Source organism: Streptomyces sp. NPDC028711 (assembly GCF_055565415.1).
This window is the reverse complement of sequence record NZ_JBVHUJ010000017.1, coordinates 1-13,024: the sequence shown is the minus strand read 5'-3', so window position 1 is coordinate 13,024 and position 13,024 is coordinate 1. Positions and strand designations below refer to the sequence as shown.

At 71.3% G+C, this 13,024-nt stretch carries 12 protein-coding genes; 10 read left to right on the top strand and 2 right to left on the bottom strand.

Annotated features, from left to right (window positions below; genetic code table 11):
• Nucleotides 1-114: 114 nt before the first annotated feature.
• Nucleotides 115-1,116, bottom strand: coding sequence for a C40 family peptidase (locus ACZ4VK_RS34915; RefSeq protein WP_468361422.1), 1,002 nt, complete (start codon nt 1,114-1,116; stop codon nt 115-117).
• A gap of 402 nt (nt 1,117-1,518) precedes the next feature.
• Here ACZ4VK_RS34915 and ACZ4VK_RS34910 point away from each other — a divergent pair, with 402 nt between their 5' ends.
• The 6 genes from ACZ4VK_RS34910 (at nt 1,519) to ACZ4VK_RS34885 (ending at nt 8,555) form a co-directional block, all read left to right on the top strand.
• The gene (locus tag ACZ4VK_RS34910) at nt 1,519-1,827 is read left to right on the top strand and encodes a hypothetical protein (RefSeq protein ID WP_017242359.1); all 309 of its coding nucleotides are present in this window, start codon (nt 1,519-1,521) and stop codon (nt 1,825-1,827) included.
• A 98-nt stretch (nt 1,828-1,925) separates the two neighbouring features.
• A complete protein-coding gene (locus tag ACZ4VK_RS34905) occupies nt 1,926-2,765 on the top strand; it encodes a DUF8175 domain-containg protein (RefSeq protein ID WP_468361419.1) in 840 nt (279 codons plus the stop codon).
• Nucleotides 2,755-4,077 (top strand): hypothetical protein, encoded by a 1,323-nt coding sequence (locus ACZ4VK_RS34900; protein WP_468361416.1) that lies wholly within the window; start codon nt 2,755-2,757, stop codon nt 4,075-4,077. Before ACZ4VK_RS34905 ends, ACZ4VK_RS34900 begins: the two co-directional genes overlap by 11 nt.
• On the top strand, nt 4,074-5,627 hold the full coding sequence (locus ACZ4VK_RS34895; protein ID WP_468361413.1) for an SCO6880 family protein: 1,554 nt from the start codon (nt 4,074-4,076) through the stop codon (nt 5,625-5,627). The genes ACZ4VK_RS34900 and ACZ4VK_RS34895 overlap by 4 nt, the downstream gene beginning before the upstream one ends.
• Nucleotides 5,628-5,647: 20 nt before the next feature.
• Nucleotides 5,648-7,042, top strand: a complete 1,395-nt coding sequence (locus ACZ4VK_RS34890) for an ATP-binding protein (protein ID WP_468361411.1) — start codon at nt 5,648-5,650, stop codon at nt 7,040-7,042.
• A 4-nt stretch (nt 7,043-7,046) separates the two neighbouring features.
• Nucleotides 7,047-8,555 carry a type IV secretory system conjugative DNA transfer family protein gene (locus tag ACZ4VK_RS34885; RefSeq protein WP_468361408.1) on the top strand — a complete coding sequence of 503 codons (1,509 nt, stop codon included), beginning with the start codon at nt 7,047-7,049 and terminating at the stop codon, nt 8,553-8,555.
• Nucleotides 8,556-8,621: 66 nt separating this feature from the next.
• Here the strand turns inward: ACZ4VK_RS34885 and ACZ4VK_RS34880 are convergent, their stop codons facing one another.
• Nucleotides 8,622-9,182 (bottom strand): GNAT family N-acetyltransferase, encoded by a 561-nt coding sequence (locus ACZ4VK_RS34880; RefSeq protein ID WP_468361405.1) that lies wholly within the window; start codon nt 9,180-9,182, stop codon nt 8,622-8,624.
• 130 nt (nt 9,183-9,312) lie between these two features.
• Here ACZ4VK_RS34880 and ACZ4VK_RS34875 point away from each other — a divergent pair, with 130 nt between their 5' ends.
• From ACZ4VK_RS34875 to ACZ4VK_RS34860, 4 genes are read left to right on the top strand one after another with little or no spacing between them, the layout of a single operon-like run.
• On the top strand, nt 9,313-10,215 hold the full coding sequence (locus tag ACZ4VK_RS34875) for an ABC transporter ATP-binding protein (protein ID WP_468361402.1): 903 nt from the start codon (nt 9,313-9,315) through the stop codon (nt 10,213-10,215).
• Nucleotides 10,212-10,985, top strand: a complete 774-nt coding sequence (locus ACZ4VK_RS34870) for an ABC transporter permease (protein WP_468361399.1) — start codon at nt 10,212-10,214, stop codon at nt 10,983-10,985. Before ACZ4VK_RS34875 ends, ACZ4VK_RS34870 begins: the two co-directional genes overlap by 4 nt.
• Before the next feature lie 13 nt (nt 10,986-10,998).
• Complete coding sequence (locus ACZ4VK_RS34865) at nt 10,999-12,243, top strand: sensor histidine kinase (RefSeq protein WP_468361396.1); 1,245 nt, start codon at nt 10,999-11,001, stop codon at nt 12,241-12,243.
• The gene (locus tag ACZ4VK_RS34860; RefSeq protein ID WP_468361393.1) at nt 12,240-12,908 is read left to right on the top strand and encodes a response regulator; all 669 of its coding nucleotides are present in this window, start codon (nt 12,240-12,242) and stop codon (nt 12,906-12,908) included. The genes ACZ4VK_RS34865 and ACZ4VK_RS34860 overlap by 4 nt, the downstream gene beginning before the upstream one ends.
• Nucleotides 12,909-13,024 lie beyond the last annotated feature (116 nt).

The window sequence follows — 13,024 nt, the reverse complement described above, 5'->3', positions numbered from 1 at the left end:
CCGGTGGATCATGCTGACGTTATCGAAGAGTGACGGTTCACCGCAGCTCAGGGCCACCGCATGACGGAGAGTTCCGGCCATCTCCGGTACGACCGGACGGTCCGTCTCCTCCGGTCAGGCACCCGGCAGATGCGTCGGAAGCGCGGCCGCGCCCTCCGCCGTGACCCGGGTCGCGCCGAAGTAGTCCGGGGTGTCGATCCGGTCGAAGCGGATCACCGCCCCCGTGCGCGGAGCGTCGATCATGTAGCCGCCGCCCACGTAGATGCCGACGTGCCGGATGGCCCGGGAGTTGGTCAGGTCGTCGGAGAAGAAGACGAGGTCGCCCGGGAGCAGCTCGTCCCTGCTCGGATGCGGCCCCGCGTTGTACTGGTCGTTGGCGACGCGCGGCAGCTCGATCCCGACGGTCTCGTACGCGGCCTGGGTGAGCCCGGAGCAGTCGAACCGGCCGTTCTGCGCGGCCGTGCCCGTACCGCCCCAGAGATACGGCGTGCCGAGCTTCTGCTGGGCGTAATGGATCGCGCCCGCCGCCTGCCGGGAGGGCTCGACGCGGCCCACGGGCCGGGCGAAGCTCTTCTCCAGGGACCGGATGATGCGCACGTAGTTCCGGGTCTCGGTGAACGGCGGGACCCCGCCGTGCTTGATCACCCGGTACGCGCCCGCGTTGTACGCGGCCAGCATGTTGCTCGTCGGATCGCCGGGCACGTCCTTCACATAGCCGGCGAGCTCGCAGTCGTACGAGGCGGCCGACGGGATCGCGTCCTTGGGATCCCAGATGTCCCGGTCGCCGTCCCCGTCGCCGTCCACGCCGTGCCCTGCCCAGGTGCCGGGGATGAACTGGGCGATGCCCCGGGCGTCGGCGGGGGAGACGGCCCGCGGGTTCCAGCCGCTCTCCTGGTAGAGCTGGGCGGCGAGCAGGGCCGGGTTGATGGCGGGGCAGAGGTTCCCCCACCGCTGCACGAGCCCCTGATAGAGCGCCGGGACGGAGCCCTTGGCCAGGGCCACGGTGCCGTTCTTGCCACCGCCCGCGCCGCCGATGAGACCGGCCGCGGCGGAGTACGTACCGACGACGAGCAGTGCGACGAAGCCGAGACAGATCCCGAAGATCCCCCCGGACACCAGCCACGCCTTGCCAGCCCTACGCACCGTCAACCACCCCTCGGCCCATGGCAGTACGCCCCGGCGGTCAGTCTAGGCGGCGAGGCACCCCACGGGGACGGTGCGCGACGAACCGGTCACGCGCCGCGGGTCCCACGGGTCCGACGCGGCCCCAAGAGTGCAACAACGACAATCATTGCCCGGAGTCACCCTCCGTGATACACAGAGTGACCATACGCTTCTTCGCATGGAAACCGGCCACACCACCGCAGGTCAAGACGGTCAGACCGGTCAAGTGTGCGGGGATCGGGTAAAGAGAGCCGCCAAGCCGTCACACGCGGGCGGTTTCATCAGCGAAGATAGGGTGATGACCCATGCCGTCCGGCAGGGGCAACTAACTACCCAACAGGGGCGGTGAGTTACATGTACCTGGCGGCAGAGAAGGGCGACATCACCACCATCATCGGTGGAATCGCCCCGAACTGGGGCCCGTTCGGCAGCCTGGGCGCCGAGGCCAAGATCATGATCGAGGTCGTGATGGCGGTGGCCATCCTGCTCTGCCTCGGCATCGCCATCTGGGGAGCGGCGAAGCAGCGCATCGGCGCCACCGCCCTCCGCGACACGTTCAGCGCGGAGCAGGGCAAGGGCCTGATCGTGGCCGGCCTGACCGGCGTCTTCATCATCGGCTCCCTGGGGACGCTGTTCACGATCGTGTACGGGATGGCCGTCTGATACCCCGTCGGGCCCCATCCTCCTGAGATTGCGTTCCCTGATGTCCAGTCATGTTGCAGCCTGCCCGTACCGCGAACCAGTGAGGGGGCGTACCCGGCATGAGTCCCGGTGACGAGCACGACAGCTTCGGCGGCGTGGGCGGCTCGGGCCAGACCCGGACCCGCCTGCCCGAAGGCAACAGCGGCGACGTCTACGGCGGCGCCCGCCGCCCCGTCCGCAGCTCCCGCTCCCTCATCACGGTCGTGGGCGTGGTGGTCCTCCTCGTCGCGGCGATCGCCTTCGCCAACCGTGGCGGCGGCGACCCGGCGGACGCGGCGGGCCCCTCCACCGACACCCCCGGCAAGGCGGCCCCCACGGCAGCGACGGGCGTCCGCCCGGTCCAAGGCAAGACCGGCACCATCCCCACGGGCTACCCCCACGACGAACAGGGCGCCCAGAGCGCGGCGTCCAACTACGCGGTGGCACTGGGGTCGGACGGCATGTTCAACACCGCCGTACGCGGGGAGATCGTCACCACGGTCTACGCACCCGCCGTGGCCACCGAACGGCTGAGCGATCTCGACAAGGTGTACAGCGACAAGGGATTCCTGAGCCGAATCGGTCTCCAGGAGGACGGCACCCCTCCCCAGGGCCTGACCTTCATCTCCCGCATCATCCCCGTGGGTACGAAGGTCGAGAGCTACACGGACAACAAGGCCACCGTGTCGGTCTGGTACTCGTCCCTGTTCGGGATGGCCGGCGAAGGTTCGAAGAACCCCGTTTCCGAGGCCTGGTACACCAACTCGTACGAACTGCAGTGGGTCGACGGCGACTGGAAGGTCACCGACTTCAGCCAGAAGGACGGCCCTGTGCCCGTCGGCAGCGACCAGAGGGCCTCCACGGCGGAGGAGATGAGCGACGCGGTCGGTCAGTTCGGAGGCTTCACCTATGCCCGGTAAGCGCCTCCCTCGCGGCACCAGGGTCGCTGCGGCGCTCAGCGTGGCCCAGACGGCCGTTGTGTTCCTTGCCGGACACGCCTTCGCCGCGCCGACGCCCACCCCTGAACCGAGCACCAGCAACAACCCTTGCGATCTGATTCGCGGCCCCGCACGGGACTACTGCACCAACGAGCGCCCCGGCACCGGCGGTGGAGCCGACAGGTCCAACCTCACCGACCCCACCACCGCCCTCGACCCTCTCGCCTCCCTCGCCCGAGGCTGCGCCGACGCCGCCATCGCCACCATCGACTACCTCTCCAAAGCCGTCAAAGAGACCGCCGACGTCGACTTCACCAACCTGGAGTTCCTCGGCCGGTACGCGATCGTCTTCGCCGCCTCCACCTTCCTCACCCTCCTCCTCTGGCTCCTCGCCGTCGCCAAGCGCGCCATCCGGGGCGTCCCCCTCACCACCGCGCTCACCGAAGCCATCGGTTTCCTCTGGCTGACGGTCCTCGCCTCCGCCTTCACGCCGCTGATCCTCTACACCGTCGTCAACGCCACCGACGCCGTCACCGAGGTCATCGCCTCCGGCACCGGCCAGCAGACCGACGTCTTCTTCGGCAGCTTCAAGCAGGCCCTGCAGAAGGGCGACAGCATCGGCGGCGGCCCGATCATGCTGATCATCGTGTCCCTGGTGACGGTCGTCGCCGCGGGCGTGCTGTACCTGGAGCTGTTCCTCCGCGCCGTCATGCTGTACGTCGGCGCGCTCCTCGGCGTCGTCGTCTACTCCGGTCTCGTCGACAAGAACATGTGGGGCCACGTCCGCCGCTGGGCCGGCATCATGATCGCGATCATCCTGGTCAAACCGGTCATCGTGATCGTCCTCGGCCTGGCCGGCGCGCTCTCCTCCGGCACCGGCCCCGACTCGTTCTCCGCCGTCGTGTCCGGCCTCGCGATCATCCTGCTCGCGATCTTCGCCTCCGCGATGATCTACCGCTTCGTCCCCGGCTTCGGCGACGAGATCGCCGCCTCCCGCAACAACCGCCTCCACCGCGCCGGCGAGAACGCGGCCGCGGCCGTCATGACCTCCCCCGCCTCCCTCGTCTCCCAGGGCATCAAGACCCACAGCTCCCGCGGCGACGGCGGCCAGTCCTCCCCGGGCTCCGGCCCCCGCCCCGCCAACCCCATGTCCGGCGGCATGGCCGCCCACAGCAGCCGCGGCGGTGGCGGCGGCGCCGGCGGTGCGACTCCCCCGCCCGCGCCCCGTAGCAGCAGCCCCACCGCGGGCACCCCGCACAGCAACCGCAAGAACTCTGGAGGTGGAGGGCGTTGACGACCCAGTCCCAGCCGGTCGCGCCCCGCCGTACGTATCTCGTGGGCCGTGCCCGGCCGAACGCGATCGTCGGCAAGAACCGCGAGACCGGCGAGATCGCCCTGATCATCGTCGGCGCCTTCCTCGGCATGATGAGCGGACTCCTCGTCCCCCTCCTCCCCCTCCGGATCGCGCTCCTCGCCGGCCTGCCCATGCTCGCGATCGCCGCCGTGTACCTCCCGTACAAGCACCGCACCTTCTACAAGTGGTTCGAGATCAACCGCAGCTACAAGCGGATGCTCAAGCGCGGCACGGCCTACCGTTCCGTCGTCGCCGAGGCCGGCACCCGCCTGGACGGCCGCGAGGTCGAGGTCGGCCCGCCCCCGGGCATCGGCCGCGTCGGCTGGCTCGCCGCCCCCTTCGGCCCCGACGAGATCGCCGTCCTCCTGCACGCCGACCGCCGCACGGTCACCGCCGCCATCGAGATCGAGGGCCCCGGCGTCGGCCTCCGCGACAGCGAGGACCAGGAGGCCCTGGTCGACCGCTTCGGCACCCTCCTCAAGCACGTCGCCAACGGCGACGGCTTCGTGACCCGCCTCCAGATGCTGGCCCGCACCCTCCCCGCCGACCCGGACGCACACGCCAAGGACGTCGCCCAGCGCGGCGACCCGCACGCGCCCATGTGGCTCATGGAGTCGTACGAACAGCTCCAGTCGATGGTCTCCACCTCCAGCGAGCAGCACCGCGCCTACCTCGTCGCCTGCATGCACTACACGCGCGAACTCGCCGCCGAGGCCAACGCCATGGCCCGCGCCGCCAAGCACGCCTCCGGCGCCCGCCGTCTCGACCGCGACGCCGGCCTCGCCGTCGTCATGGCCCGCGAGCTCACCGACATCTGCGCCCGCCTCGCCGAGGCCGACATCCGGGTCCGCCAGCCCCTCGGCCAGTCCCGGCTCGCCTCCCTCGTGCACTCCATGTACGACCCGGACCACCCCATCGACCACATCCAGGCCATGACGAAACGAAACGCTTGGCCGGCCGAACTCGACGCGATGGAACCGACGTACCTCCAGGCGAAGACCCGCGAGTCCTCCACCCGCGCCCCCTGGTGCCACGCCACGGCCTGGGTCAAGGAGTGGCCGATGACCCCGGTCGGCGTCAACTTCCTCGCACCCCTCCTCGTCCACACCCCCGACGTCATCCGCACGGTCGCCGTCACCATGGACCTGGAACCCACCGAGGTCGCCATCGAGCGGATGCTCACCGAGAAGACCAACGACGAGGCCGACGCCAGCCGCGCCGCGAAGATGAACCGCACGGTCGACCCGCGCGACATCGCCGCCCACGGCCGGCTCGACCAGCGGGGTGAAGATCTCGCCAGCGGCGCCGCCGGAGTGAACCTCGTCGGGTACATCACGGTGTCGTCGCGTTCACCCGAGGCCCTGGCCCGGGACAAGCGCACGATCAGGGCCTCCGCCGGCAAGTCGTATCTGAAGCTGGAGTGGTGCGACCGCGAGCACCACCGGGCCTTTGTGAACACCTTGCCGTTCGCGACCGGCATCCGCCGCTAGGGCCGAAGGGGCACAGACCCATGCGAGACCCGCTGTCCGTCCTCACCGAAGCCTTCACCTCCTTCCTCTTCGGGAAGGTGGAGACGACCCGTCTGCCCGTCCGCACCTCCACCGGACAGGCCCAGGCCGTCTACCTGCCGACCGCCGCTCCGGGCCTCGGCGACTCCGGCGTCATCATCGGCCGCGAGGTCTACAGCGGCAAGGGGTACATCTACGACCCCTTCCAGCTGTACGGGCAGCAGCTCCCCGCCCCGCACTGGCTGGTCCTCGGCGAGTCCGGCAACGGCAAGTCGGCCCTGGAGAAGACGTACGTGCTCCGCCAGCTCCGCTTCCGCGACCGGCAGGTCGTCGTCCTCGACGCCCAGGGCGAGGACGGCGTCGGCGAATGGAACCTCATCGCCCAGGAGCTGGGGATAACCCCCATCCGCCTGGACCCGATGGTCGCCAACGACTCCGGGATCCGCCTCAACCCCCTCGACCCCTCGATCACGACCACGGGGCAGCTCGCCCTGCTCCGTACGATCATCGAGGTGGCGATGGGCCACGGCCTCGACGAGCGCTCCGGGTTCGCGCTCAAGGTCGCCCACGCGTACGTCACCGAGCACACCACCGACCGCCAGCCGATCCTCACCGACATCGTGGAACGCCTCCGCCACCCCGAGGCGGAATCGGCCGAGGCGATGAACGTCGACATAGACGATGTACGGGCCTGGGGCCTGGACGTCGCCCTCGTCCTCGACCGCCTGGTGGACGGCGACCTCCGCGGCATGTTCGACGGACCGACGACCGTCGGCATCGACCTCGACGCCCCCCTGATCGTCTTCGACCTCTCCCACATCGACCGCAACTCCATCGCCATGCCGATCCTCATGGCGATCGTCGGCGTCTGGCTGGAGCACACCTGGATCCGCCCCGACCGGAAGAAGCGCATCTTCCTCGTCGAGGAGGCCTGGCACATCATCAACAGCCCGTTCGTGGCCCAGCTGTTCCAGCGCCTGCTCAAGTTCGGCCGCCGCCTCGGCCTGTCCTTCGTCGCCGTCGTCCACCACCTCTCCGACGTCGTCGACGGAGCGGCGGCCAAGGAGGCGGCGGCGATCCTCAAGATGGCCTCCACCCGGACCATCTACGCCCAGAAGGCCGACGAGGCACGCAACACGGGCCGGGTCCTCGGCCTGCCCCGCTGGGCGGTCGAGATCATCCCGACCCTCACCCCCGGCATCGCCGTCTGGGACGTCAACGGCAACGTACAGGTGGTCAAACACCTCATCACCGAACGAGAACGCCCCCTCGTCTACACCGACCGCGCCATGACCGAGTCCTCGGTCACCGACCCGGAACTGGAGTGGGAGACGGAACAGCGGGCGATCCTCGTCGAGCAGCAGATGAACGGCACTTCGCAGTCGACGGTGGCATAGACGGATGGACACTCCACAGAAGGGAGGAGGAGTCTCCGACGGGCTGCTGCTCAGCCTGTTCGGCCTCCTCCTCTGCCTCACGGTCCTGGTGTGGACGGCGACGGGCCTGGCCGGGCTGCTCTCCCACGGCGCCTGGCCGGACGGCATCACCCTCACGGGCACGCCGTCCGCCCTCCGCTCCCTGGTCACCGACCCGACGAACCTCCCGGCGGCCTGGCCCGCCACACCACCGGGACAGCTCTCGGGGTACGGCCTCTTCTGGGGCCTGCTGATCGGCGAGGCGATGATCCTCCTCGTCCTCGCGGTCTTCGCCCTCGGCACGATCGCCCGCTGGCGAGCGGTACGGGCGAACAGGAAGGCGGGTGCGTACGGAACGCCCCGGGAGCCGGTACGGGACACCCGGGAGCCGGCGTACGAGGAGTCCGCGCGCGAGGAGCCCCCGTACGAGGAACCCCTACGGAAGGCCACTCCCCCGGCCCCCCGACGGCCCGCCACGGCGGAGACACCGGAGCCGGCCCCCACCCCCACCCCGACCCCGATCCCGACTCCGGCCACCACCCCGACACTCCCCGCCCCCACCCCCAGGGGAACCCCCCGCACCCTCTACGGCCCCCCGGAGACCCGCCGCCCCGCCGCCGTCCAGGCCATCCTGGACGCCGATGGCCCGGTCCTCGCCGTCACCTCCGACCCGGCCGTCTGGTCCGCCACCAAGGACGCCCGCGGCAAGCTCGGACCGGTCCTCGTCCACGACCCCGGCCACCTCTGCGACACCCCCGCCCGGCTCCACTGGTCACCGTCGGACGGCTGCGAGAACCCGGACACCGCGAAGGAACGGGCAGCGGCCCTGCTCGCCCCCGTACGCCCGCACTCCCGTCTCGACGCGGCCACCGCCGACACCGCGGAAACGCTCCTGCGCTGCTGGCTGCACGCCGCCGCCGTCGACGGTCGCCCCTTCCGCCAGGTCCACCGCTGGGCCCAGGGCACCGGCGCCCACGAGCCGGTACGGATCCTCCGCAGCCACCCCAAGGCCGCCTCCGGCCACGCCGGCCTCCTGGAATCGGCCCTGACGGCCCACCCCGAAAGCCGCCGCACGGCCCAGGAACTGACGGCCCGTGCCCTCGCCGCGCTCTCCTCGATCCACATCAGGGAGGCCTGCACCCCGAATCGAACGGATTCGCTGGCACTGGCATCTTTCCTCCCCGAAGGGGGCACCCTCTACGTGGTGGGGGAACCGATCGAGGATCCCCGCACCCACCCCGGCGCCATGCCGCTCCTGACGGCACTCGCCGCAAGCGTGGTCGAGCACGGCCGCCGCATGGCCGCACGGTCATCCGACGGTCGGCTCGACCCACCACTGACGCTCGTCCTCGACGACGTCGCCGCCGTGGCCCCGCTCCCCCAGCTCCCCGAGCTGCTCGCCACCGGCCACACCCAGGGCCTCCCGACGCTCGCCCTGATGCGCTCGGCCGAGCAGGCCAGATCCCGCTGGCCGGAGACCTCGCTCAGCCGCTGACCTCAACCGCTGGCCTCAGCCGATAAGCCCAGCCGCTGAACTCAGCCACCGACCGCACCCGCCCGATCAGGCCGGCCGCCGCAGCTCGTACTCCAGCTCGACCCCGTCCTCGCTGCCGGGCACCGCGACCCGTACACCGGTCGCCGTGTAGCCGAGCCGTCGGTACACCGCCTGCGCCCGCGTGTTCTCGGCGTGCACGTACAACCGTGCCCGCTCGATCCGCGGCTCCGCCAGCGACCAGGACCACTCCTCCGCCGCCTCGAACAGCGCGTCGATCACCCCCGAGCCGCGCGCCTCCTCCCGTACGAACACCCCGACGACATGGGTCTGTTCGACATCGGCGGCCGCCCCGAAGATCAGCTCGGCCCCGGCCCGCTCCACCAGCACCGACACCGTGCCCACCCAGCGCCCGTCCGGCTCCTCCGCGACGAACTGGCGCACCGCGCCGGGCCCGTCCTCCGACCCGCCTTCGGTCCGCTCCCGCCAGAAGGAGTCCGGCCGCTCCACGGCAGCCTCGTACGTGTCCAGGAAAGCGAGGTGCGCGACCGGGTCCCGCAGCGCCGCGAGCCTCAGCTCACGGGCCTTCTCCCACTCGTCGGCGCGGATGGTGCGTATCGAATAGTCCATGCCGCGATCCTGACCAGGACCCCCCACGCTGACAAGGCCTTTTCCCCGTCGTACCCCGGTACGACGCCCGCCGCCCACCTCCCGTCCCCGGTCGGACGTCCCCCCACCGCCCGCTCCCTACCGTCGAAGCATGATCCGAGCAGAGAACCTCACCAAGCGGTACGGGGACACCACCGTCGTCGAGGACCTCAGTTTCACCGTCCGCCCCGGCGCCGTCACCGGCTTCCTCGGCCCCAACGGAGCCGGAAAGTCCACGACCCTCCGCATGCTCCTCGGCCTCGACGCCCCGTCCCGCGGTCACGCCACCGTCGACGGCCGGCCGTACGCCCACCACAGCGCCCCGCTCACCCGCGTCGGCGCCCTCCTCGAAGCCCGCTCCGTGCACCCCGGCCGCTCCGCCCACCACCACCTCATGGCCCTCGCCCACACCCACGGCATCCCCCGCGCCCGCGTGGAGCGGGTCCTCGCCCTCACCGGCCTCACCCACGTCGCCCACAAGCGCGTGAAGGGCTTCTCCCTCGGCATGGGCCAGCGCCTCGGCATCGCCGCCGCCCTCCTCGGCGACCCGGCCACCGTCGTCCTCGACGAACCGGTCAACGGCCTCGACCCCGAGGGCGTGCTCTGGATCCGCACCCTCCTCACGTCCCTGGCGGCCGAGGGCAGGACCGTCCTCGTCTCCTCCCACCTCATGAGCGAGATGGCCCTCACCGCCGACCACCTCATCGTCATCGGCAAGGGCCGCCTCCTCGCCGACACCACGGTCGACGAGCTCGTCCGCACCTCGGGCGGCGTCTCCGTCAAGGTCGTCACCCCAGAGGCCGCCCGGCTGCGCACCCTGCTGCCGGGCGCCGGAATCACCGTCGAGGCCCCCGACACCCTCCTCGTCACCGGCCCGGACGCACCGGAGATCGGCCGCACCGCCGCAGCCCACGGTGTCCCCCTCCACGAACTCACCCCCCATGCCCCGTCCCTGGAGCAGGCGTTCATGGCCCTCACCCACGACTCCGTCGAATACCAGGGAGCCCCCGCGTGACCACCACCCCGACCCTCACCCACACGCGCGTACTCCGCTCGGAGTGGCACAAGCTGTGGACGGTCCGCTCCACCTGGATCACCGTCCTCACCGCCACCACGCTCCTCCTCGGCGTCGGCATCCTCATGAGCGCCACCTACACCTCCGACGGCGGCGACTCCGACGTCGACACCGTCGTCCTCACCCTCTACGGCTCCCAGCTCGGCGGCATCGCCCTCGCCGTCCTCGGCATCCTCGTCACGGCGGGCGAGTACGCGACGGGCATGATCCGCGCCACCCTCACCGCCGTCCCCCGCCGCCTCCCCGTCCTGGGCGCCAAGGCAGCGGTCTACACGGCCACCGTCTTCGCCCTCTCCTTCGTCACCGCCCTGCTGACGTTCCTCGCGGCCCAGATCTTCCTCTCCGACACCGACCAGGCCGCCTCCCTCACCGACGACGGCGTCCTCGCCGCCGTCGCGGGCAACGCCGCCGGCGTCACCCTCCTCGGCGTCATCGCCCTCGGTCTCGGCGCCACCCTCCGCTCGGTGCCCGGCGCGATCGGCGCGTTCGTCGGCGGGGTCCTCATCGTCCCCGAGATCCTCGGCATGCTGCCGTACGAGGCCATGGACACCGCCGTCCGGTACTTCCCCACCCAGGCGGCAGGCGTTCTCGGCTCCGCGACACCCCTGCCGGGCACGGTCTCCCCCGGCGCCGCCCTGCTCGCCCTGCTCCTCTGGGCGGCCGCGGCCCTCGCCGTCCCCGCCCTGTTGCTCAACCGCCGCGACGTATGAGGATGATGACCGGGTGATCACGGAGGAGCAGCCGCACACGACCGGGCCGACGGGACTCAGCAGGCACGTCCAGCGCCTGCTGACCCTGCTCCGGGCCTTCGACACCCGGCATCCCTGGCCCTGGGACGCCACCGTGACCTTCGCGTGGACGGTGGCGGCCCTCGTGGACGCGGCCGGCGGCTGGCGGAACACCGCCCCCGACCCGTCCCTGCCCACCTGGTTCGTGACCGTCCTCAGCCTGGGCTTCACCCTGCCGCTGTACTGGCGCCGCCGCCACCCCATGACGGCCCTCGCGGCGATGGCCTCCGCGGCCCTCGCGAGCGACGCCTCGGGCGCCTTCCTGCAGGCCTCGTACCTCCAGTTGCTCCCTGTCTTCCACCTCGCGCTGATCCGCCCGCCCCGCGCGCTCCTGTGGTCCCTGGCGCTCATCGCACCGCCCCTCGTGACGGGCGCGCTGCGCTTCTCCCGGGAGACCTGGGACCAGCGCGTCATCCCCGTCCTGTGGGCGTACGCGCTCGTCGCCCTCCTCGGCATCACGGTCCGCGCCCGCCGGGACCACACGGCGGGCCTCGTCGACCGGGCCCGCCGCCTGGAGATCGAACGCGACCAGGAGGTCCGGCTCGCCGCTGCGGCCGAACGCACCCGGATCGCCCGCGAGATGCACGACATCATCGGCCACAACCTCTCGGTCATCACCGGTCTGGCGGACGGCGGCCGGTACGCGGCGGCGAAGAACCCCGAGCGCGCGGCCCAGGCCCTCGACGCCATCGGTACGACGAGCCGCGAGGCCCTCGGGGAACTCCGCCGCCTCCTCGGCGTCCTCCGCGACGACGAGCAGGAGGCGGTACGGGACCCCCAGCCCACCCTGGCCGACCTGGACGCCCTGATCACCGGCGTACGAAAGGCTGGCCTGCCCGTACGCCTCGATGTCCGCGACGAACCGGCCGCCCAACCCCTCGCACCGGGCGCCCAGCTGACGGTCTACCGGGTGGTCCAGGAAGCCCTGACGAACACCCTGAAGCACGCGGGCCCCGGGGCGAGGGCGACCGTCCTCCTGACCTACACGCCCGCGGACGTACGGGCGGAGATCACCGACTCCGGAACGGCGAAAGCGCCCTCGTCCCCCGGCCAGGGACAGGGCCTGACGGGAATGCGCGAGCGCGCGGCCCTCTACGACGGCACACTCGACTGCGGCCCGCTGCCGACCGGCGGCTGGGTCGTCCGACTCCGACTCCCCCGGGAGGACTTCCCCTCGTGACGACCGTTCTCATCGTGGACGACCAGCCGATGCAGCGCTTCGGCTTCCGCATGCTCCTCGAGAGCCAGGACGACATGACCGTCGTCGGCGAGGCGTCGAACGGCGCCGAGGCGATCCGCCTGGTCGACCGCTTCCACCCCGACGTCGTCCTGATGGACATCCGGATGCCCGGCCTCGACGGCATCGAGGCCACCCGCCGCATCATCGCCACCGGGGACCGCACCCGGATCCTGATCGTCACCACCTTCGACCTGGACGAGTACGCGTACGACGGCCTCCGCGCCGGCGCGAGCGGCTTCCTGGTGAAGGACGCCCAGCCGGAGGAACTCCTGGCGGGCATCCGCGCGGTCGCGAGCGGGGACGCCGTCGTCGCCCCGAGCCTCACCCGCCGGCTCCTGGACGCCTACATCCACCACCTGCCGCCGGCCGCCACGACGGCCCCGCGCCCGGAGGACCCCCGACTGACGTCCCTGACGGACCGGGAGCGCGAGATCCTCACGGTCATCGGCCAGGGCTGGACGAACACCGAGATCGCGGAACGCCTCCACCTCGCCGAGTCCACGGTGAAGACCCACGTGGGCCGCGTCCTCGCCAAAACCGGCGCCCGGGACCGCGTCCAGGCGGTGATCCTGGCGTACGACACCCAGCTGGTCACCCCGACGTGACGGAAGCGGGGCCCGAAAGGGCCGTGAACGCAGAAAAGCCCCGCACCATAAGGTGCGGGGCTTTCCCACAATGATTGTTCGGCGGCGTCCTACTCTCCCACAGGGTCCCCCCTGCA

What these genes read in the sequence shown, in the direction of transcription:
- ACZ4VK_RS34910 (WP_017242359.1), top strand. Translation starts at nt 1,519, where the DNA reads ATGTACCTGGCGGCAGAGAAGGGCGACATCACCACCATCATCGGTGGA.
- ACZ4VK_RS34905 (WP_468361419.1), top strand. Translation starts at nt 1,926, where the DNA reads ATGAGTCCCGGTGACGAGCACGACAGCTTCGGCGGCGTGGGCGGCTCG.
- ACZ4VK_RS34900 (WP_468361416.1), top strand. Translation starts at nt 2,755, where the DNA reads ATGCCCGGTAAGCGCCTCCCTCGCGGCACCAGGGTCGCTGCGGCGCTC.
- ACZ4VK_RS34890 (WP_468361411.1), top strand. Translation starts at nt 5,648, where the DNA reads ATGCGAGACCCGCTGTCCGTCCTCACCGAAGCCTTCACCTCCTTCCTC.
- ACZ4VK_RS34885 (WP_468361408.1), top strand. Translation starts at nt 7,047, where the DNA reads ATGGACACTCCACAGAAGGGAGGAGGAGTCTCCGACGGGCTGCTGCTC.
- ACZ4VK_RS34880 (WP_468361405.1), bottom strand. Translation starts at nt 9,182, where the DNA reads ATGGACTATTCGATACGCACCATCCGCGCCGACGAGTGGGAGAAGGCC.
- ACZ4VK_RS34875 (WP_468361402.1), top strand. Translation starts at nt 9,313, where the DNA reads ATGATCCGAGCAGAGAACCTCACCAAGCGGTACGGGGACACCACCGTC.